This window comes from Mesorhizobium sp. M4B.F.Ca.ET.058.02.1.1 (assembly GCF_003952505.1).
Classification (GTDB): domain Bacteria; phylum Pseudomonadota; class Alphaproteobacteria; order Rhizobiales; family Rhizobiaceae; genus Mesorhizobium.
Genome location: NZ_CP034450.1, coordinates 1,510,941 through 1,531,339 on the forward strand (window position 1 = coordinate 1,510,941; position 20,399 = coordinate 1,531,339).

The 20,399-nt window shown below is 65.2% G+C and carries 20 protein-coding genes and 2 pseudogenes; 11 read left to right on the forward strand and 11 right to left on the reverse strand.

From position 1 onward, the window contains the following. Nucleotides 1-4: 4 nt before the first annotated feature. From EJ073_RS07540 to EJ073_RS07550, 3 genes and pseudogenes are all read left to right on the forward strand, one after another. A complete protein-coding gene (locus tag EJ073_RS07540) occupies nucleotides 5-1,231 on the forward strand; it encodes an FAD-dependent monooxygenase (protein WP_126055163.1) in 1,227 nt (408 codons plus the stop codon). A 65-nt stretch (nucleotides 1,232-1,296) separates the two neighbouring features. Further along, nucleotides 1,297-1,519, forward strand: a pseudogene (locus EJ073_RS07545) (BrnT family toxin). Continuing rightward, complete coding sequence (locus EJ073_RS07550) at nucleotides 1,497-1,820, forward strand: BrnA antitoxin family protein (protein WP_126055164.1); 324 nt, start codon at nucleotides 1,497-1,499, stop codon at nucleotides 1,818-1,820. The pseudogene EJ073_RS07545 and the gene EJ073_RS07550 overlap by 23 nt, the downstream one beginning before the upstream one ends. On the opposite strand, the gene EJ073_RS07555 is transcribed toward EJ073_RS07550, so the two are convergent. From EJ073_RS07555 to EJ073_RS07585, 7 genes are all read right to left on the reverse strand, one after another. Then, nucleotides 1,821-2,486, reverse strand: coding sequence for a TIGR02117 family protein (locus EJ073_RS07555; protein WP_126055165.1), 666 nt, complete (start codon nucleotides 2,484-2,486; stop codon nucleotides 1,821-1,823). A 100-nt stretch (nucleotides 2,487-2,586) separates the two neighbouring features. Further along, the gene (locus EJ073_RS07560; protein ID WP_126055166.1) at nucleotides 2,587-3,390 is read right to left on the reverse strand and encodes an amino acid ABC transporter ATP-binding protein; all 804 of its coding nucleotides are present in this window, start codon (nucleotides 3,388-3,390) and stop codon (nucleotides 2,587-2,589) included. Nucleotides 3,391-3,465: 75 nt separating this feature from the next. After that, complete coding sequence (locus EJ073_RS07565) at nucleotides 3,466-4,623, reverse strand: amino acid ABC transporter permease (RefSeq protein WP_126055167.1); 1,158 nt, start codon at nucleotides 4,621-4,623, stop codon at nucleotides 3,466-3,468. Between the two features lie 4 nt (nucleotides 4,624-4,627). Further along, nucleotides 4,628-5,815: an amino acid ABC transporter permease gene (locus tag EJ073_RS07570; protein ID WP_126055168.1), complete on the reverse strand. Its 1,188-nt coding sequence runs from the start codon at nucleotides 5,813-5,815 to the stop codon at nucleotides 4,628-4,630. 63 nt (nucleotides 5,816-5,878) lie between these two features. Beyond that, nucleotides 5,879-6,907, reverse strand: a complete 1,029-nt coding sequence (locus EJ073_RS07575) for an amino acid ABC transporter substrate-binding protein (protein WP_126055169.1) — start codon at nucleotides 6,905-6,907, stop codon at nucleotides 5,879-5,881. Nucleotides 6,908-7,344: 437 nt separating this feature from the next. Beyond that, nucleotides 7,345-8,199: a DUF2182 domain-containing protein gene (locus EJ073_RS07580; protein WP_126055170.1), complete on the reverse strand. Its 855-nt coding sequence runs from the start codon at nucleotides 8,197-8,199 to the stop codon at nucleotides 7,345-7,347. Between the two features lie 6 nt (nucleotides 8,200-8,205). Beyond that, nucleotides 8,206-8,841, reverse strand: a complete 636-nt coding sequence (locus EJ073_RS07585; protein ID WP_126055171.1) for a DUF1326 domain-containing protein — start codon at nucleotides 8,839-8,841, stop codon at nucleotides 8,206-8,208. A gap of 313 nt (nucleotides 8,842-9,154) precedes the next feature. On the opposite strand from EJ073_RS07585, the gene EJ073_RS07590 reads away from it, so the two are divergent. From EJ073_RS07590 to EJ073_RS07610, 5 genes are all read left to right on the forward strand, one after another. Next, nucleotides 9,155-10,321: a cystathionine beta-lyase gene (locus EJ073_RS07590; protein WP_126055172.1), complete on the forward strand. Its 1,167-nt coding sequence runs from the start codon at nucleotides 9,155-9,157 to the stop codon at nucleotides 10,319-10,321. Between the two features lie 213 nt (nucleotides 10,322-10,534). Then, nucleotides 10,535-11,614: an HPP family protein gene (locus EJ073_RS07595; protein WP_126055173.1), complete on the forward strand. Its 1,080-nt coding sequence runs from the start codon at nucleotides 10,535-10,537 to the stop codon at nucleotides 11,612-11,614. A 95-nt stretch (nucleotides 11,615-11,709) separates the two neighbouring features. Next, nucleotides 11,710-12,399 (forward strand): RNA polymerase sigma factor, encoded by a 690-nt coding sequence (locus EJ073_RS07600; protein ID WP_126055174.1) that lies wholly within the window; start codon nucleotides 11,710-11,712, stop codon nucleotides 12,397-12,399. Nucleotides 12,400-12,485: 86 nt separating this feature from the next. Further along, nucleotides 12,486-13,010, forward strand: coding sequence for a DUF4142 domain-containing protein (locus EJ073_RS07605; protein ID WP_126055175.1), 525 nt, complete (start codon nucleotides 12,486-12,488; stop codon nucleotides 13,008-13,010). Continuing rightward, entirely contained in the window at nucleotides 13,007-13,321 is a 315-nt protein-coding gene (locus EJ073_RS07610; protein WP_126055176.1) for a cupredoxin family copper-binding protein, read from the forward strand. The genes EJ073_RS07605 and EJ073_RS07610 overlap by 4 nt, the downstream gene beginning before the upstream one ends. On the opposite strand, the pseudogene EJ073_RS07615 reads toward EJ073_RS07610, so the two are convergent. Next, nucleotides 13,267-14,174: pseudogene (locus EJ073_RS07615) on the reverse strand (crotonase/enoyl-CoA hydratase family protein). The gene EJ073_RS07610 and the pseudogene EJ073_RS07615 overlap by 55 nt on opposite strands. Before the next feature lie 84 nt (nucleotides 14,175-14,258). Between EJ073_RS07615 and EJ073_RS07620 the strand changes: the two are divergent. Beyond that, nucleotides 14,259-14,912 (forward strand): TetR/AcrR family transcriptional regulator, encoded by a 654-nt coding sequence (locus tag EJ073_RS07620; protein ID WP_126055177.1) that lies wholly within the window; start codon nucleotides 14,259-14,261, stop codon nucleotides 14,910-14,912. Here EJ073_RS07620 and EJ073_RS07625 read toward each other — a convergent pair. From EJ073_RS07625 to EJ073_RS07635, 3 genes are all read right to left on the reverse strand, one after another. Continuing rightward, the gene (locus EJ073_RS07625; protein WP_245455490.1) at nucleotides 14,815-15,711 is read right to left on the reverse strand and encodes a LysR family transcriptional regulator; all 897 of its coding nucleotides are present in this window, start codon (nucleotides 15,709-15,711) and stop codon (nucleotides 14,815-14,817) included. The two genes, EJ073_RS07620 and EJ073_RS07625, sit on opposite strands and share 98 nt — an antisense overlap. A gap of 55 nt (nucleotides 15,712-15,766) precedes the next feature. After that, nucleotides 15,767-16,876, reverse strand: coding sequence for a branched-chain amino acid ABC transporter substrate-binding protein (locus tag EJ073_RS07630; RefSeq protein WP_126059115.1), 1,110 nt, complete (start codon nucleotides 16,874-16,876; stop codon nucleotides 15,767-15,769). Nucleotides 16,877-16,937: 61 nt separating this feature from the next. Beyond that, nucleotides 16,938-18,260, reverse strand: a complete 1,323-nt coding sequence (locus EJ073_RS07635; RefSeq protein ID WP_126055178.1) for an aminotransferase class I/II-fold pyridoxal phosphate-dependent enzyme — start codon at nucleotides 18,258-18,260, stop codon at nucleotides 16,938-16,940. Between the two features lie 258 nt (nucleotides 18,261-18,518). On the opposite strand from EJ073_RS07635, the gene EJ073_RS07640 reads away from it, so the two are divergent. Both EJ073_RS07640 and EJ073_RS07645 read left to right on the forward strand, forming a co-directional pair. Beyond that, a complete protein-coding gene (locus tag EJ073_RS07640; RefSeq protein WP_126055179.1) occupies nucleotides 18,519-19,076 on the forward strand; it encodes an OsmC family protein in 558 nt (185 codons plus the stop codon). Between the two features lie 92 nt (nucleotides 19,077-19,168). After that, on the forward strand, nucleotides 19,169-20,350 hold the full coding sequence (locus EJ073_RS07645) for an NAD(P)-binding domain-containing protein (RefSeq protein ID WP_210211276.1): 1,182 nt from the start codon (nucleotides 19,169-19,171) through the stop codon (nucleotides 20,348-20,350). Nucleotides 20,351-20,399 lie beyond the last annotated feature (49 nt).

Genomic DNA, 20,399 nt, shown 5'->3' on the forward strand with positions numbered 1-20,399 from the left:
GACGATGAGCGAGGCGCGGTCCCGGCAGGTCGTCATCGCCGGGGCCGGCATAGCAGGACTGACGGCGGCGCTTGCCTTCGCCGAGCGCGGCTATCCCGTAACGGTGTTCGAACAGGCCAGGCAACTCGAGGCAGCCGGCGCCGGTATCCAGCTTTCTCCCAATGCGACGCGAATCCTCAGGCAGCTCGGCGTGCTGGAGCGGCTCCTGCCGCATGCAGTGCGGCCGGAGGCGGTGGTGCTCAAGGATGCCGCCGCGCTCAGGGACCTGGGACGCGTGCCGCTCGGACAGGCCGCCGAGAGGCGCTGGGGAGCGCCCTATCTTGCCGCCCATCGCGCCGACGTGCAGGCGGCGCTGACGGCGCAGGTGACGGAACGCCCGGATGTCGAGCTCGTCACCGGCGCGCGGGTGACCGGCGTCGCCGCCGGACCGCAGGGCATTGCCGTGACGGCTGAAACGGACGGCCGCACGATCGAGGCCAGCGGCCAATTGCTGGTCGGCGCCGATGGTGTCTGGTCGTCGATTCGCGAGAACCTCGCCGGCAAGCAGCCCGGCTTCGGCAAAAGCCGCTTCTCGGGCGAACTCGCCTGGCGCGCCACGGTCGCGGCGGAGAGCGCCGCAGGAAAGGCCTTTGCGACGATCGGCGCCGCGGACAGCGTCACCACCTTCCTCCATCCCGGTTTCCACCTGGTGGCCTATCCGGTAAGCAAAGGCAGCGCCTTCAACCTCGCGGCCTTCACCAAGGGCGAGCGCATCGCGGAAGGCTGGTCCGGCCATGCCGACCCGGCCATCCTCTCGGGCGCCATGCGCGGCACGGCACCGGCGCTGGCAAGGCTTGTCGCGCTGGCCGGCCCGTGGACGGCGTTTCCGATCCACACGGTCGAGCAACAGCGCTGGACGATGCAAGACGGGATCGCGCTCATCGGCGATGCAGCGCATGCAATGACGCCGTTCGCGGCGCAGGGCGCCGCCATGGGAATAGAAGACGCCGCCATGCTTGCCGGCGTGATCGCCGACTTCCCTGCCGACTTGCGACAGGGGCTTGCCACCTGGGAGAACCTCAGGCGGCCGCGCGTCGAGAAGGTGCTGAGGCGCGGCGCGCTCAACCGGCTTGCCTGGCACGCCTGGGGGCCGTTGGCGATCGCGCGGAACCTGGTGCTGGCGACGCGGCCGGCGGAGAAACTCGCGGCGGATCTGGACTGGCTGTACGGGTGGGAGGTTGTGAGGCGGTAGGACTTTGAGACCCGCCGACCTTGACGTAATGACTATTTGTAGTTACATTTTTGCGGTTACACCACATGGCAGAATTGCGATTTGAATGGGATACGGAAAAGGCTAGGTCAAATCTGCGCAAACATGGCGTGAGTTTTGAAACTGCCGTTCGCGTTTTCTCAGATCCCTTCGCGCTGGTGGAGCAGGACAGAGTCGAGGATGGCGAATACCGCTGGCAGCCGGATCATTTCCGCGCGGCGCGCCACGCCGGGAGAAAGAAGACGTTATGCGCAAAGTCGTTCGATATAATTTTGATCCGACAAATCCGCCTCCGCTGACGGAAGCCCAGAAGTCAGAAATCGCGGCTTTGAAGGCGCGCCCGGAGAACGATGTCGATACAAGTGATATCCCAGAACTAGCGCAAGAGTTCTGGCAGAACGCTGTTCGAAATCCGTACTTCAAACCGATCAAGCAGCAGCTGACTCTTCGTCTCGATTCCGATCTCGTTGCCTGGTTCAAGAGGCACACGCCAGATGGGCGCGGCTATCAAAGCGCTATCAACAAGGCATTGCGCGAATATGTGACGAAGCGGGGCCGTAAAGCCGGCTAGCTAATCATACAACCTCATCGACCACCCCAGCGACACCGGCAGCGGGTTCCACCAGCCGGTGCGCAGGCCGGCGGTGCGCAGCGCGGCCGCCGTCCAGGTGTTGCAGCCGACCAGCGCGTTGAAATGGCCGTTGGCCTCGTAGAAGCGGTCGAAGCGGGAATAGCCCGCATTGTCGATGACCATCGGGCCGTCCGGTCCCCGGCGGAAGCTCGCCGCGATGTAGTCGAGGAGCGCGGCGAAGCGATCCTCGCCGATGTCGAAGCCAGCGACGTCGGAATGCGGCTCGGCAATCGTGCCGGCGATGTCGACATGCATCACCGAGGCGTCCAGCGTCAGCGCCTTGAGGACCGGCACCGCCTTGACCTGCGACCACCTCGGCGTTTCCAGGTAGAAGGCACGACCGCCCCAGCCGAAGACGATATAGCGGACCTCGGGAGCATCGGCGGGAATGCCGGCATCGGTGAGGAAATGGAAGCGCCGGCGCACCTCCTCATCGACGGGGATGGCGATATCGGTGTGGATCGGGTTGCTCAGCACCAGTATGTGCCTGCTGCCCTCGCCCGCGGCGGCCGCCGGCCAAAGCGGGCGCGGTACCAGCGTGCCGAGCGCCGCGGCAAGCACGATGGCGGCCAGCAGGCCAACAAGGAGACGCCAGACCTTTCTCAACGATGACACCTTTGCGGCCTCACGACAGATAGCGTCGGGCGGTGCACATGAAAAAAGCCCGGCCGCATTGCGGCCGGGCTCTCCCAACGGCGTGGAAAACTCAATGCAGGATCTGCGACAGGAAGAGCTTCGTGCGCTCATGGCGCGGGTGATCGAAGAACTCGGCCGGCGTGTTCTGCTCGACGATCTGGCCCTGATCCATGAAGATCACCCGGTTGGCGACCTTGCGGGCAAAGCCCATCTCATGGGTGACGCAAAGCATCGTCATGCCTTCCTCGGCCAGACCCACCATCGTCTCCAGCACTTCCTTGATCATTTCGGGATCGAGCGCCGAGGTCGGCTCGTCGAACAGCATGATGCGCGGGTTCATGCACAGCGAGCGGGCGATCGCCACGCGCTGCTGCTGGCCGCCGGAGAGCTGACCGGGATATTTGTTGGCCTGCTCCGGAATTTTCACGCGCTTCAAGAAATGCATGGCGATCTCTTCCGCCTGCTTCTTCGGCGTCTTGCGCACCCAGATCGGCGCCAGCGTGCAGTTCTCCAGGATCGTCAGATGCGGGAACAGGTTGAAGTGCTGAAACACCATTCCGACCTCGCGGCGCACCTCGTCGATCTTCTTCAGATCGTTGGTCAGTTCCTTGCCGTCGACGATGATCTTGCCCTTCTGGTGCTCCTCCAGCCGGTTGATGCAGCGGATCATGGTCGACTTGCCGGAGCCGGACGGGCCGCAGATGACGATACGCTCGCCGCGCATCACCTTCAGATTGATATCTTTCAGCACATGGAACTCGCCGTACCATTTGTGCATGCCGACGATGTCGATGGCGACATCGGTGGTCGAGATGTGCATCTTCTTGGCATCGACCTTGAGGTCTTCCGCGCTGACGGCGTTTTCGGTGGTCATGGCCAATTCCCCTTATCGTTGTGTTTGATGCATGTCGTTACCCCAAAACCGCTAAACACTTTTGGGCGACATGCATCAGCGTTTGTAGCCGGTGTCGAGCCGGCGTTCCGTGTACATTGAATAGCGCGACATACCGAAGCAGAACAGCCAGAACACGAAAGCGGCGAACACCAGGCCGGACTTCGCGGTCTGCGGTGTCGCCCAATTGGCGTCGGAGAAGTTCTGCTTGACGACGCCGAGCAGGTCGAACATCGAGATGATCAGCACCAGGCTGGTGTCCTTGAACATGCCGATGAAGGTGTTGACGATGCCGGGGATAACCAGCTTCAGCGCCTGCGGCAGCACGATCAGCCCCATCTTCTGCCAGTAGCCGAGGCCGAGCGAATCGGCGCCTTCGTACTGCCCTTTCGGGATCGCCTGCAGGCCGCCGCGCACCACCTCCGCCATATAGGCGGCGGCAAACAGCGACACACCGATCAGAGCCCTCAGGAACTTGTCGAAGGTGACGCCCTCCGGCAGGAACAACGGCAGCATGACGCTGACGAAGAACAGCACCGTGATCAGCGGAATGCCACGCACCGTCTCGATGAAGATCACGCACAGCATCTTGATGATCGGCATCTTTGAGCGCCGACCGAGCGCCAGCACCGTGCCAAGCGGCAGCGAGACAGCGATGCCGACGAAGGACAGGCTGAGCGTGACCAGCAGACCACCCCACAGCGAGGTCTCGACATGCGGCAGGCCGAACACGCCGCCGAGCAGCAGGAAGAACGAGACGATCGGCAGAACCAGGAAAAGCAAGATGGCGTTCAGCCCCTTGCGTGGCACGCGCGGGATCAGCATCGGCACCAGCAGCGCCACGAACAGGATGGCGACGAGGATCGGCCGCCAGCGCTCCTCGATCGGATAGCGGCCGAACATGAACTGGCCGAACTTGGCGTTGACGAAGGCCCAGCAGGCGCCGCTCCAGCCGTCCGGCTGGATGCCGCCCTGCGAGACGGTGGCGCAGACGGTGCGGTCCGAACCCGTCCACTGGGCGCTGAGCAGGGCCCAGTTTATGACCTGCGGCAGGATCCAGGCGACGATGAGAATGCCGAGGATGGTCAGGATGGTGTCGCCGGGGGTGGCGATCAGGTTCTTGCGTACCCAGGCATAGAGCCCGCGTTCGCTTGGCGGCGCCGGCTGGGCAAGAGCCATCTCGGTGCGCACCCAGGACATATCGTGTTCCTGCATGACCCTACCTCTCCACCAGTGCCATTCTGGCGTTGACGACGTTCATGACCGCGGAGGTCACGAGGCTCAGCACCAGATAGGCGATCATCATGATCAGCACGCCCTCCACCGCCTGGCCGGTCTGGTTGAGCACCGTGCCGGCGGTGGCGGTGAGATCGGGATAGCCGATGGCGATCGCCAGCGAGGAGTTCTTGGTCAGGTTGAGATACTGGCTGGTCAGCGGCGGGATGACGATGCGCATGGCCTGCGGCACCACGACCAGCCGCAGGATCGGGCCTGAGCGCAGCCCCAGCGCCCCGGCCGCCTCGGTCTGGCCTCTGCTGACGCCCCTGATACCGGCACGCACGATCTCGGCGATGAAGGCCGCCGTGTAGCAGGACAGCGCCAGATAGAGCGAAAGGAATTCCGGCTTGACCTGGAAGCCGCCAGTCAGGTTGAAGGTCGATTGCTTCGGAAAATCAAAGCTCAGCGGGAAGCCGCTGAGAGCGTAGGCAAGCAGCGGCAGGCCGGCGATCAGCGCTATCGAAGTCCAGAACACCGGGAATTGCTGACCGGTTGTCATCTGCCGCTGGCGTGCCGTACGGGCGACGAACCAAGCCATGGCGAGGCCGAGGAGGAAGGCGACCAGGATCAGCCAGGAGCCGTCACCCCATATGGCGCGCGGGAAATAGAAGCCGCGCTGGTTGAGGAAGGAGCCGAAGGGCAGGTTGTAGCTCTCGCGCGGCGGCGGCAGCACGGCGAGCACGCCGGAATACCAGAAGAAGATGACCAGCAACGGCGGGATGTTGCGGAAGATTTCGACATAGACCGTGCAGATCTTGCGGATCAGCCAGTTCTGCGACAGACGACCGATGCCGACGATGAAGCCGATGATCGTGGCGGTGATGATGCCGGCGACGGCGACGATGATCGTGTTGATCAGCCCGACAATAATGGCGCGGCCATAGGTCGAGTCCGACGTGTATGCGATCGGTGTGTCCGAGATGTCGAAGCCGGCGCGTCCCTTGAGGAAGCCGAAGCCGGAGGCGATATGCAGACGTGCCAGATTGTCGATGACGTTCTGCACGATCCACCAGACCGAGCCGAACAGAATGACGATTACCAGCGTCTGGAAGAAGAGGCTGCGTACCTTAGGGTCATTGATGAAGGAAGCCCTGCTCGGCTCCTCGCGAAGGATTTCCTGCGATGCCATGCGACCGTCCCCTGGAAAGAGAAACCGGGAGGCAGACAACCTGCCTCCCGGATCACATTTCGATCAGCGGATCGGCGGAGCGTATTGCAGACCGCCTTTGGTCCAGAGCGCGTTGATGCCGCGCGCGATCTTGAGCGGGCTGCCCGAGCCGACGTTACGCTCGAACACTTCGCCGTAATTGCCGACAGCCTTGACGATATTCACGACCCAGTCGTTGGAGACGCCGAGATCGGTGCCGATCTTGGTGTCCGCCTCCTGGCCGAGCACGCGCTTGATCTCAGGATTGTCGGAGGCCTTCATCTCCTCGACATTGGCCTTGGTGATGCCGAGTTCCTCGGCGTCGAGCAGCGCGAAATAGGTCCACTTGACGATGTGGTACCACTGGTCGTCGCCCTGGCGCACGGCCGGGCCGAGCGGCTCCTTGGAGATGATCTCGGGCAACACGACGTGGTCGGCCGGGGCGCCCAGCGTCAGGCGGATGCCGTAGAGGCCCGACTGGTCGGTGGTGTAGACGTCGCAGCGGCCGGCGTCATAGGCGGCGTTGACCTCTTCCAGCTTCTCGAACACGACGGGGTTGTACTCCATCTTGTTCGACTTGAAGTAGTCGGCAAGGTTGAGCTCGGTCGTGGTGCCGCTCTGCACGCAGACGGCGGCGCCCGAAAGCTGCAGCGCCGAATTCACGCCGGGCAGCTTCTTGGCGTTGATCATGAAGCCCTGGCCGTCATAGTAGGTGGTGCCGATGAAGTTCAGGCCGAGCGCGGTGTCGCGGTTGATCGTCCAGGTGGTGTTGCGCGACAGGATGTCGACCTCGCCCGACTGCAGCGCGGTGAAGCGTTCCTTGGCGCTGAGCGGCGTGAACTTGACCTTGGAGCCGTCACCGAAGACGGCGGCCGCGACGGCGCGGCAGAAATCGGCGTCGATGCCCTGCCAGTCACCCTTGTCGTCCGGCGCCGAGAAGCCGGCCAGACCGGTCGAGACGCCGCACTGGATGAAGCCCTTCTGCTTGACGGTGTCGAGCGTGCCGGCCGAAGCCGCCGATGCTGTAAACCCAAGCGCGGCGGCGCCGAGAATGCCGAATGCAATATGTTTCATGACCCACAGACCCTTTTCTGTTTTACAGGTGACCCTGTTCTCAGGCGACCCTGATCTTTTCCCGCGTGAACGCAGCTCCCTTCCGGCCACTCCCGGACCCCGCATCGCAACCGACGCGCTGCCTCCCATTCACGAACTGCATCGAAGGCGATTATTCCTGTGAGGTCAAGGGAAATGACCGAATTCCAACGCGTTTGAAATCCGATTGCCGGAAATGCCCGAATTGCAGACAAACGCGCCCGTAAATTTGCCACGGCCGCAAACAAAGTCGGCAAAGTCCGGCCACCCGCATGAGCCCAACACCGGCAATGATCAGGCTGGCGTTTATTCTTGTTTTCTTGGGGAAAACCTCGCCGGCAACCGCACCTTGGCGAACCGGACGGCCGGCTGCATTCATCGATGCAGATCAACATGTATGATGAGCAGCACACGGACAATCACTGGGTAAGCAACCAGACGCCGATGGCCACCATCAGGGTGCCGGAGATCCGCGGAATCACCCGGCCGGCCGGGACGGTCTTCTCCAGCAGGATGAGGATGGCGATGCCGGCGACCCACAGCACGTTCATGACGCCGCCGACGAACAGCAGCGCCATCAGCGCCCAGCAACAGCCGAGGCAATAGGCGCCGTGCGCGATACCCAGCCGCAGCGCGCCGAGCGGCGCGGTGCGGAAGCCGCCATGACTGGTCAGGAAGGCGATCGGCGCCTGGCATTGGCTGAGGCAGACGCCCTTCACCGGCGTCCATTGGTAGAGGCCGGCGGCAATCAGGATGACGCCGCCGAGGATGCCGCTGTTGGTCGCCATCGTCGGGTCCAGCAAAGCGAGACGGCCCAGCAGCCATTGCGCGCCTGTGGCCGCAAGGCTGAAGGCCACCCAGACCAGCAGATAGCCAGCGAAGAACCACCCTGTCGAGGCGATGGGCCGGCCGCTCGCCCCGGCTTTGCGGCCGACGCCGGCATAGAGCAGCAGCATCGGCGCGACCGATGGTGTCATCATGCCAACCATCATCACCGACCACATGGCGAAGATGAAAACGAAATCGGCCACCGTCCAGGCGCGGATGGCCGGCGCGACCGCCGCACCAATGTCCATGCCAGGCATGTCCATGCCACTCATAGACGTGTTCATGCCGGCCATGTCGCCGCCGGTCTCACTGGGCGTGGCGGGCATGCCCATGGAGGCGGCGAGCCAAAACACATAGGCCCAAGCGAGCACGGCAATCACCACGAGCGATGCGGCAACGACCGCGCGGTCACGCCGCAGCACCGCTTCGAGGGCCGTGTCGCTCATGCGATTTCAGTGCACCACGCCGCTTTGCGTCATATGCATGATGGCGAAGTGGCTGTGACTGTCGGCCAATTCGAACTTGATCGGGCCCGATGCCCTGGTCCAGCCGCGCCCGGCCTCTGCGAGCGCGTATTCGAAGCCGTGCGGCAGGTCGATGCGCACCCGATGCTCTTGGCCGGTGACGGGGTTCTTGATCGGCTCGCCGTGACCGGACGTCACGCCGGGCACGTCCATCCGGGCCGTGCGCGCATCGATGTCGATGCTGAGGTCGATGGCGGCGAAGATCGGATCGTGCACCTTCTCCAGCGTGGTCGAGAAGACCTGGAAGATGGTCGCGCCGGGTTCGGTGTCCTGGCCGCTCAGGATGCGAAGCAACGCGTTGCGCTGCGCTTCGGTGGCCCGTTCGTCGATGACGACCGCTGCCTCGCCCCCGCCCTCATGGATCGGGCCCGGCCAACGGAAGATTCCGGCAAAGCGCAAGCCGTCAAGCTTGGTGTCGCCGTGATAGCCGTGTTCGATTTCCACGCCCGCCACGGCCTGGCAGAACCCATTCGTCGGCAGGGCGTTGAACTGGCACGGGCAGCCATAGGCGCAGTTGCAGTTGGTGAATTCGCGCGCCTTGATCATCCATTTGACGTCGGTCATCGCAGTCCTCCCCTTGGCTGGCACGAAATGCCTGCATTGCGGGGAAGACTGGACCCGCGGCCGGTAAATCGTCCGGCCCGCAGCGAGGCAACCCGGCAATGATTCTATATTAGGACGTAATTATATAACTTTCCCAACAAGCCTGATAGTCGGATCAAAGTCCGAGCGTCCCGGCGCCAAGGCTGGGCTCCCTCGCCGTCCGCCCGGCACGGATTTGGCACATCGAAACACTGCCGCCTGGCGGACGCCGGGCGGTTGCGCGGCCCGGGCCGCCGCATTATGGCTGGCATCACCCCCACCACAGGCAAGAGATATGGCAAAAGACAGCAGCGAACTGGGCATCAACACGCGGCTTGCCCATTCCGGCAACAATCCGCGCGACTATTTCGGCTTCGTCAATCCACCGGTCGTGCATGCCTCGACGGTGCTCTATCCCGATGCGGCGTCGATGGCGGCACGCAGCCAGAAATACACCTACGGCACGCGCGGCACGCCGACCATGGACGCGCTGACGCTTGCGGTCGACGCGCTGGAGGGCTCGGCCGGCACAATCGCCGTGCCCTCGGGCCTCGCCGCGGTGACGGTGCCGCTGCTCACCTTCCTCGCGTGCGGCGACCATCTCTTGATCGTTGACAGCGTCTACCACCCGACACGGCATTTCGCCGACACGATGCTGAAGCGCCTGGGCATCGAAGTGGAGTATTACGACCCTCATATCGGCGCCGGCATCGCCGCGCTGATCAAGGCCAACACCAAAGTGGTGTTCACGGAATCGCCGGGGTCGAACACCTATGAGGTGCAGGACATACCGGCGATCGCCAAAGCGGCGCATCAGGCGGGCGCCATCGTCATGATGGACAACACCTGGGCGACGCCGCTCTATTTCAAGCCACTCGACCATGGCGTCGACATCTCGATCCATGCGGCGACGAAATACCCGGCCGGCCATTCGGACGTGCTGCTCGGCACCGTCTCGGCCAACGAGACGTACTGGAAACAACTCTACGAAGGTTTTTGCACACTGGGCTGCTGTTCCGGGCCCGACGACATCTATCAGGTACTGCGCGGCCTGCGCACGATGGGGGTTCGGCTTGAGCATCACCAGAAGAGCGCGCTCGCGCTAGCGCTCTGGCTGGAGGGGCAGCCAGGCGTGGCGCAGGTGCTGCATCCGGCGCTGGAGAGCCACCCGGACCACGTGCTGTGGAAGCGCGACTTCTGCGGCTCGAGCGGCATCTTCTCGATCGTCCTCAAGGGTGGCGGGCAGAAAGCGCAGCACGCCTTCCTCGACGCGCTGAAGATCTTCGGCCTCGGCTATTCCTGGGGCGGCTATGAGAGCCTCGCCGTACCGGTCTTCCTCGGCGACCGCACCATAGCCAAGCGCTCCTATGAGGGGCCGCTGATCCGCCTGCAAGTCGGGCTTGAGGACGTCGACGATCTCAAGGCCGACTTATTGCGCGGGCTTGCGGCGGCGGCGACCTGACCTGCGAGCGGGAACCCTGAGGGATGGATTCCGCACACGGCCGCAAGGCCTTGGCGCGATTGAGAAAGCGAAGGCCGCAGGCGATAGCCCCCAACCCGCGTCGCGCAATAGTATTCTCCGCAACCGCGAATATGCGGATTGGTTTGGCTTCCAAATTCGCGGCCGCGGCTGCATTGCGGGCGCCGCAATCTCTCTTGCGTTTCAGGATCTGCCATGGCGTTTCGCCTTTTTGTCCCCATCCTTGCCGGCGCGACGCTGCGCGAGCGGCTGCTTGCCTGCATCGGCGCCACGATCGGCATCGCGCTGACCGGCGTGATCAGCGGGCTGGCAATGGGCGGCGGCCCGCATGTGGCGCTGCTGGTGGCACCGATGGGGGCGTCGGCCGTGCTGCTCTTTGCGGTGCCGGCAAGCCCGCTGGCGCAGCCCTGGTCGATCACCGGCGGCAATTCGATCTCGGCACTGGTCGGCGTGACCGTGGCGCACTTCGTGCACGACCCGGTGATCGCGTCCGGCCTTGCGGTGGCGCTCGCCATTGCCGCCATGTCGTTCACCCGCTGCCTGCATCCGCCGGGCGGCGCCGCCGCGCTCACCGCCGTGCTTGGCGGCCCGGCGGTGGTCAGCGCCGGCTTTTTGTTCCCCTTCGTGCCGGTGGCGCTGAATTCGACCATTCTGGTCACGCTCGGCTTCCTCTTCCACCGGCTGGCGCGGCGCAACTATCCGCATGTCGTCGCGCCCGCCGCCAACAGCCACGGCACCGCCGATCCGCCGCCACAGGAGCGCGTCGGCTTCCGGCCCGAGGATATCGACGCGGCGCTGGCCACGCTCGACGAGACCTTCGACATCGACCGCGACGACCTCGAACGGCTGCTGCGCCAGGTCGAACTGCAGGCCATGGTGCGCTCGCACCGGACGCTGCTTTGCTCAGACATCATGTCCCGCGACGTGATCTCTGTGCCCGAAGACGCCACAGCCGACGCGGCGCGCCAGCAACTGCTCGACCACAATATCCGTACCTTGCCGGTGGTCGACGCCGAAGCCAGGCTGGTGGGCGCCGTCGGCCTGCGCGAGCTGACGAAAGCCACCGACACGGTGAAGGGCGTGATGTCGAAGGTCGGCACCGCCTCGCCCGACACGCCGGCGATGAGCCTGCTGCCAGTGCTGACCGACGGGCGCAGTCATGCGGTGGTGATCGTCGATGCCGAGCGGCGTATCCTCGGCCTGATCACCCAGACCGACCTGCTGGCGGCGGCAGCGCGGGTGCGCGGCGCAGACACGGCGCGGGCGGCGGCGTAATATCGCCGCCGAACACCGCCGAATTCCGGGAACCTTTTGCCGGCAAGGCGCATCCAATGCCCCGATCAGGCATCTGTTCGGGAGATCGGCTCGCAATGCACAAGCTCGCAACGCCCGTAGCGGCGCCGGCAGGGGCGGAAAGCCTGTCCGGCGACATGGCGCTGGTGCGTCGCGCCTTGGCGCGCGAGGCGGAGGCCTGCCGCGCCATCATCAAGGCTAACAACCAGCGTCTCTACCGCATCGCGCGCGGCGTTGTGCGCAACGACGCCGAGGCCGAGGACATCGTGCAGGAGGCCTATGTGCGGGCCTTCGCCAATCTTTCAACTTTTCGTGGCGGATCCTCGCTCTCGACCTGGCTGTCGCGCATCGTCATCAACGAGGCGCTCGGTCGGCTGCGCAAGCGAAAACGGATCGTGGCGCTGCCCGAAAACCCGGAGGCGCAGATCATCCGCTTCCCTCTAAACCCCAGCGACGATCCGGAGCGGACGATGGCGCAGCGGCAGATCCTCGCACTGGTCGAACGGGCGACCGACAGCCTGCCCGACGTCTACCGCAGCGTGTTCGTAGCCCGCGTCATAGAGGGCTTCAGCATGGACGAGACCGCCGACCTGCTTGGCGTCAAGCCCGAGACCGTCAAGACCAGGCTGCACCGGGCGCGCGCCCTGGTGCGCAAGGCGCTGGACGACGAGATCGGCCCGGTGCTGCTCGACGCCTTCCCCTTCGCCGGCCGCCGCTGCGAGCGGCTGACCGAGGCGGTGATGAAAAGACTGGGGATCGAAGGCTGATTCCCGGGAACGTTTCGGCCCTTCCCGCATCCAATCAGCGTTAACCGAAGAACGCGAGCCCGGCACCACCGGGCGAAGGAGATGCCATGCTTACCCGACCGACCGTTGCCCTCGCCGCCCTGCTCATGCTCGGCGCAGCGCCGCTGGCGCAGGCCGCCGACAAGCCGACCGATCCGCAGATCGCCCACATCGCCTACACGGCGGGCACGATCGACATCGAGGCGGCGAAGCTGGCGATCGAGAAGTCCAAGACCAAGGAGGTCGTGGATTTCGCCAACGACATGGTGCGCGACCATGAGGCGGTGAACAAGCAGGCGCTCGACCTGGTCAAGAAGCTCAATGTCACGCCGGAGGACAACGCCACGAGCCAGGCGCTGGCCAAGGCGGCGGCAGAAGAACGCGGCAAGCTCGCGAAGCTCGACGGCGCGGCCTTCGACAAGGCCTATGTCGAGAATGAGGTGGCCTACCACAAGCAGGTCAACGGGGCGCTGGAGACCCTGCTCATCCCGTCGGCGAGCAATGCCGAGTTGAAGAGCCTGCTGGAAACCGGGCTGAAGATCTTCCAGGGGCATCAGCAGCATGCCGAGCATGTCGCCGGCAGCCTGAAATGACGGCGCTGACACGGCCGGCATTAGCGGCGCTGGCGCTGGCGCTCACCGCCAGCCCGGCGTCCGCAGCCACGATCACGGTAACGATCGACAAGCTTGTTTTTTCGCCAGCAAGCGTCGAGGCCAAGGTCGGCGACACGGTCGAATGGGTGAACAAGGATGGGTTGGCCCACACGGCCACGGTGAAGGGCGGTTGGGAGGCGATGATCCCGCCGAAGTCGAGGGGAAGGATGACTCTCACGGAAGCCGGGGCGGTCGACTATTTCTGCCGCTTCCATCCCAACATGAAGGGCCGTGTCGCCGTTTCGCCCTGATCCGCCAAGCGGTCCATGGCCAGCGAGGCGCGCCTTGCCTCGCTTGGCCGGGTGATGTGCGTCCATGAGCCGTCATAGGCGGGCTTGCGGCGCTCGATCCAGGCGTCGAGGCCCTCGCGCAGGTCGGCGGTCGGGACTATGCGAGCGAACTGCTCGGCCTCGACCAGCAGGCCCTCGGCTATGCTGAGATTGATGCCGCGCGCCACCGCGGTGAGGATGCTGGCCACCGCCGCCTGCGAATGCGTGATGATGCGGCGCGCGAGATCGTGTGCTGCCGGCATCAGCTCGGCTTGCGGCACGATCCTGTTGACGAGGCCGAGTTCCACCGCGCGCGCCGCCGAAAAGGCCTCGCCCGTCAAAAGCAGTTCCAGAGCCCGCTTGCGGCCGGCAAGCCGCGGCAGGCGCTGCGTGCCGCCGAAGGTCGGCGGCATGGCGAGGTTGATCTCCGGCTTGGCGAACAAGGCGCGGTCGCTGGCGATGGCCAGCGGCACCGCCTCGGTGATCTCGCAGCCGCCACCGAAGGCGATGCCGTTGACGGCGGCGATGACCGGCTTGCGGAACGCTTCGAGCCGCGCCGTCAGCCGCTGGCCGCGCATGACGAAGTCGCGCAGCGCGACATCAGCGCCTGCGGCGACACTGACTGAGAATTCGTGGATGTCGGCGCCGGCAGAGAAGGCGCGCTCGCCCGCCCCCGTGAGGATGACGGCGCGAACCGCATCGTCGGTCTCGATCCTGTCGAGCATTCGAGCAGGCGATCGATCAGGGCGTAATTCAAGGCGTTGAGTTTCTCCGGGCGATTGAGCGTCAGCACAGCGACGCGATCGCGGCTTTCGCAAAGCACCAACTCGGTCATGTTCTTTCTCTCCGGTATGGAACGGAGCGAAAGGGATCAGTTTTCGGATTGTCTGTATATTCACTAGTCAGTATACTTGATGGCATGAGCGAACCCACCAGCCCAACTCGCAAACGCCTCGTCGATGCGGCGGCGAAACTCTTCTATGCCGAGGGGGTCGGCCGCGTCAGCGTCGACGCAGTGGCCGAGAAGGCGGGGCTGACGAAGCGCACGCTCTACTACCACTTCAGAAGCAAGGACGATTTGATCGCCGCCTATCTCGATGGCCGCGACCAGCCCAACATCAAGCAGATGGCCGGCTGGTTCGAAGCCGCCGAGGGCGGCGTCGACAGGAAGGTCGCGGCGATCTTCACCAATCTGGCGCGGGTGGCAAAGCACCCGAAGTGGAGAGGCTGCGGCTACCTGCGCACGGCCGCCGAGCTCGCGGCGATGCCCGGACACCCTGCAGTCAAATCCGGGTCGCGCCACAAGACCAATTTCGAAAAGTGGCTGGCCGGAGAGCTTTCAAGCCATAAGGTCAGAGAGCCCAACATGCTGGCGCGCGAGATCGTTCTGTTGATGGACGGCGCCTTCTCCAGCATGCTGATCCACCACAATCCCGACTACATCGCCGCTGCCGGCCACGCGGCGGCGACGCTGGTCAAGGTGCGGATGGAGACGGCGGCTCCGCCAGCAGCCAGTCGATCGCCGCGGCGGCGTGGGCGGGTGATCGGTCGGGCGCCAGGATCGAAAGGCTGAAGCCGGTCGGCACGCGCTTTTCGAACGGCGCCACCAGCGATCCGCCGGCAAGCGCGCGCGACACCAGCGCCTCATGGCCCATCAGCACGCCGGCGCCGTCGCCCGCCTGCAGCGCCATGCTGTAGAGCGAGAATTCGGAGCCGGAATCGATCGACGGCCCCTTCAGGCCGGCGGCCTCGAACCACAGGGCCCAGTCGCCGGTCCAGGTCGTGTCCCACAACAGAAGCTGCGCGGCGAGATCGGCCGGCGTCTTCAACTGCCGGGCCAGCGCCGGCGCGCACACCGGAAAGATGACATCATCTGAGAACTTGCAAGCGCGGCCGCCGACCGGTGCCTGCCTGGTCAGGAAGATGGCGAGATCAAAAGGCTCGCGGCGGAAATCCGGCGGCTCCTCCAGCGCGTGGATGGAGGGGCGCAGCGTGGGCAATGCCGCGCGCAGCGCCGGCAGGCGCGGCGCCAGCCACAGCTGCGCGATCGAAGGCAGCGCCGCGATGCTGACCTGCGGCCGGGGCGCCGCGATGCGCAGTTCCTGCACGGCCAGCCCCATAGCGTCGAAGGCGGTGGAGAAGGCAGGCAGAGCGGCGCGGCCGGCGTCGGTGAGATGCAGCCCCTGCGCATGCCTCACGAACAGCGGCGCGCCGAGCCAGGCCTCCAGCGCCTTGACCTGATGCGACACCGCCGCCGGCGTGACGCTGAGCTCGTCCGCCGCCTTGGCGAAGCTTTCGTAACGAGCCGCCGCCTCGAAGGAGCGGAGCGCGTTGAGCGGCGGCATGCGCGGACGCGGCGGATTGACGGCCATTCCGGCTTTTTCCCAAGGAAGCGCCGGCGGCCGTTACCCCGCCGGCGCGAATAATCTATTTGAGGGCCACCGGGGTCAGCTTGCCGTCGACCTTCCGCCACTCAAATACGACGAAGCCCGGCTGCTTGATATCCCCCTTGGCGTCATAGGAGATGGTGCCGAGCACTGTCGAAATGCTTGCACCCGAATGGAGATAGTCGGATGCGGCCTTCGGATCGTCGGCCTTGGCACGGGCGATCGCCTCGGCAAGGATCTGCGTGGCTGCATAGGCGTATAGCGTCACCGCTTCGGTCGGTACGTTCCTGGCTTTCAGGTCGGCGACCGCATCCTTGGCCTCGGCGAAGGTGGCCGGATCGGGAAAGGACGTCATCAGCGTGCCCAAAGCCCCCTCGCCGCCGATGGCGCCGAACTCGCTGTTGGAGATGCCGTCGCCGCCCATCAGGATGGTGGTGACGCCCTGGTCGTGCATCTGGCGCACGATCAGCCCGGCCTCGGTGTGCTGGCCGCCATAATAGACAAGCTCGCCGCCCGACTGCTTGATCCTGGCGACGAGTGGGCTGTAGTCCTTCTCGCCAGGGTTGATTTCCTCTTGCAGCACCGGCCTGCCGCCGCCGGCGTTGTAGGCGCGCGCCATCTCGTCGGCGAGACCCTTGCCCGCCGTCGACTTGTCGTCGACGATCGCCACCTTCTTGCCCTTGAAGCGCTCGAGCACGAATTTGGCGGCGATGGCGCCTTGCTGGTCGTCACGGCCACAAGCGCGAAAAGCGTCCCACAGGCCGCGCTCGGTCACCATCGGGTTGGTGGCCGTCGGCGTCACGAACAGCACGCCGTTCTCGGCATAGATGTCGGAGGCGGGAATGGTGACGCCGGAATTATAGTGGCCGACGACATAATGCACGCCATCGGCGACGAACTTGTTGGCGATCGAGACGCCCTGCTTTGGATCGGAGACATCGTCGCCGACCGAGACGGTGAGTTTTTGCCCGAGCACGCCGCCATTGGCGTTGATGCGCTCGACCGCCGCCTTGACGCCGACGCGGTACTGTTCGCCATAGGCGGCATTCGGCCCCGACATCGGACCGGCGACGCCGAGCACGATATCGGCCCTGGCGACACCGACGGCGGCGGCCGTCATCAGGGCAGCAGTCATCAATCGCAGAATCATGCGCATGTCATTCCCCTTTGTGTTTTGAGAAAGCGGGCTCTTCGCCCGCGCTTTCAGGTGCTCAGTTCACGAAATGCAGTTTTGTGAACCGGCGCCGGAATTCACTGACAGCGGCGGCGATCGCTTCCGGCGCATCGTTGCCGCGCAGCCCCCTGGCGATGAGCGCGGCAAGCTCGGGCATGTCCTTCTCGGTCATGCCCCAGCGCACGATCTCCGGCGTGCCGAAGCGCAGGCCGTTCATGTCGCCGTCGACCGCCGCGATCGGCAGGCCGATGCCGCAGGTGAGGATGTTGGCCCGCCTGAGCCTCTTCGCCGCCGCCTGCCCGCCGCCGAATTCGGCGGCCTGAACCGCGAACTGGTGCGAGGTGGTGTGGCCCTTGGCCGTCGAGAACACCGGCAGGCCGCGCTCGGCAAGCGCCTGAGCCAGCGCCTTCGCCGTGCCGGCCATGGCGGCGGCATAGGCGCGGCCATGCGCCTTCCAGTCGAGCAGTGTGATGGCGAGCGCTGCCGACTTCGCGGCATCGAAATTCGCCGTCATGCCGGGAAAGGCGATCCGGTCGAGCTTCTCGGCGATATCGGCGTCGTTGGTGACGATCAGGCCGGAGGGCGGGCCGCCGAGGCTCTTGTAGGTGCTCATCGTCATGAGATGGGCGCCTTCCTCCAGCGGCTGCTGCCAGGCGTGGCCGGCGATCATGCCGCAGAGATGCGCCGCGTCGAACAGCACCAGCGCCCCGATCTCGTCGGCGATCGTCCGGATCTCGCGGATGGGATGCGGCAGAAGGTTGAGGCTGCTGCCGATGGTGATCATCTTCGGCCGCACCTCAAGGGCGAGTTCGCGCAGCCCGGCGACATCGACCGTGTAGCCATCGCCGTCGACAGGCGCGGTATGGATGTCGAGCCCATAGAGCCCGGCGCAGCCGGCCATGTGATGCGTGACATGGCCGCCGACGGCGGGCGAAGGCACGATCACGCTGTCGCCCGGCCGCGCCGCGGCGATGAAGGCATAGAGATTGGCGATGGCGCCGGAAGGCACGCGGATCTCGGCATAGCGGGCGCCGAACACCTCGGCGGCGAGCTCGGCCGCGATGACCTCGATGCGCTCGACGCCCTCCAACCCCATCTCGTATTTGTCGCCGGGATAGCCGAGCGACGGGCGAGAGCCGAGGCCCGAGGCAAGCGCCGCCTCGGCTCTGGGGTTCATCACGTTGGTCGCCGGATTGAGGTTGACGCAATCGGCCTCATGGACGCGCCGGTTGAGCGCGATGCCCGCCTCGATCGCCGCAAGCACGACGTCGCTCCCCTGCCCGCTCGTTTCCGTGGCCAGCCGCTGGACGAAATCCTCGCACTGCGCGGGAACCCAGGGCCTGCGAGCAAGAGCGGTCATCAATGCCTCCACCGTGCCAACCACCAACGATCCGGATGGTGGCGGCGATGGTATGCCGGCGCAAACGAGTAGTTCTAGGGGCTAGGCTTAGGTATTTTAGGGGTAGTTGAAACGGGCTCCGAAGGGCGACCCTGCCCCGCCGGAAACAACTTGTCGAAACGCCTAGCTGCCCATACCATGCCCGCCCACGACCAAAGCTGATCAGGAGGTCAGTGAAACGGTCGGGTTTTGAGCCAGTGCAATGTAGGGAGGATAATCATGGCTTCCGCAGTACAGGCCGACAATGGCGTCAATGTAGAGGCGCTGCTCGCCGCAAAAGAAGCGCTTACCAATGCCCCGGAGGCCGCGCAATTCAAGTGGCGCGCGGCTTGCGAATGGAAGGATGGCACCCACAGCCACTCGACGGTGGAGAGTTTTTACGGTCTCGGCCAGGACCAGCATCGCAAGACCACCTTCGCATTCGACGCCGACCATCCGGAGGTGTTCGCTTCCCTGGATCAGGGCGCCACGCCTGTCGAATACGTGCTGGTCGGGCTGGCCAGTTGCCTGACCGCCGGCATCGCCGCGGTTGCCCAGAACCGGAACATCCAGCTGAAGTCGGTGAAAGCGACCATCGAGGGCGACATGGATCTCGCCGGCATTCTCGGCATCGACGCCGACGTCCGCAACGGCTTCAGCGGCATCACGGTGAAGTACAACATCGACGCCGACGCCAAGCGCGAGGACATCGAGGCGCTCGTCGCCCAGTCGCAGAAGCGGTCGGCCGTCTATGACATTGTCACCAATCCGACGAACGTCACGGTCGTGGTTAACTGAAAGGCGCTTCGAGCCGTAGACTCGCCTGATGAGAGGTCGCGATTAGTTCCGTCACCACAGTGATTGTCGGTGCAGGGCACGCGGGGCTCGCGATGAGCCGCTGCCTCGCGGAGCGAGCTATCGACCATGTGCTGCTGGAGCGCGGCGAGATCGCCCATAGCTGGCGCACCGAGCGATGGGATTCGCTGCGACTGCTCACGCCCAACTGGCAGAGCCGGCTGCCCGGCTTCCGCTATGATGGCGACGACCCCGACGGCTACCGGACGCTGCCTGAGGCGATCGACTTCCTCGGCACCTATGCCAGGGCGATCTCGGCGCCGGTCAGGACCCATACGACCGTTACCTCGGTCCGCGCCGACGATGCCGGATATCTGGTGCGCACGGACCGCGGCGAGTGGCGGTGCCGGACCGTCGTGCTGGCGTCGGGCGCGTGCAACATCGCGCGCCTGCCCGATTTCGCCGCCCGCGTGCCGCCGTCGGTCGCCATGCTGACGGCGCAGTCCTACCGCAACCCAGGCCAGGTCGCCGACGGCGGCGTGATGGTGGTGGGCGCCTCGTCGAGCGGCACCCAGATCGCACAGGAACTGCAGCGTTCGGGGCGTCAGGTGACGCTGTCGGTGGGCGAGCACATAAGGGCGCCCCGCGTCTATCGCGGCAAGGACCTGGAATGGTGGATGGACGCCGCCGGCGTGCTGGACGAGCGCTACGACGAGGTCGACGACATCAGGCGGGCGCGACGCGTTCCTTCGCTGCAGCTTGCCGGCACGCCCGACCGCACCACCCTCGACCTTAACGCGCTGCTCGACCGCGGCGTCAGGCTCGTCGGCCGTCTCGCCGGCATCACCGAAGACGGCAAGGCGCAGTTTGCCGGGTCGTTGCGCAACATGTGCGCGCTTTCCGATCTCAAGATGGCCCGGCTGCTCGACCTCATTGACGAATGGGCGCGCGACAACGGGCTGGACGCGACGGTCGGACCGCCGGATCGCCCGCCGCCGACGCGTGTCGAGGATAACCCGTCGCTCGGCCTGGACCTTGCCGGCGGCGCGATCAGGACGATCATCTGGGCCACCGGCTACCGGCCGGACTACTCCTGGCTGGAGCTGCCGGTGCTCGACCGCTGGGGCCACGTCCGTCACGACGGCGGGGTGGCCGACCATCCGGGCCTCTACCTGATGGGAATGCAGTTCCTGCGCCGCCGCAAGTCCGCGCTGATCGACGGCGCCGGCGATGACGCGCGTGATCTCAGCGACCATCTGGCGGCGTATCTCAGGTAAGGTTCGATCTGCTAGCCGACGCGGGCCCATAGCAGCAGTTGTGCAAGAG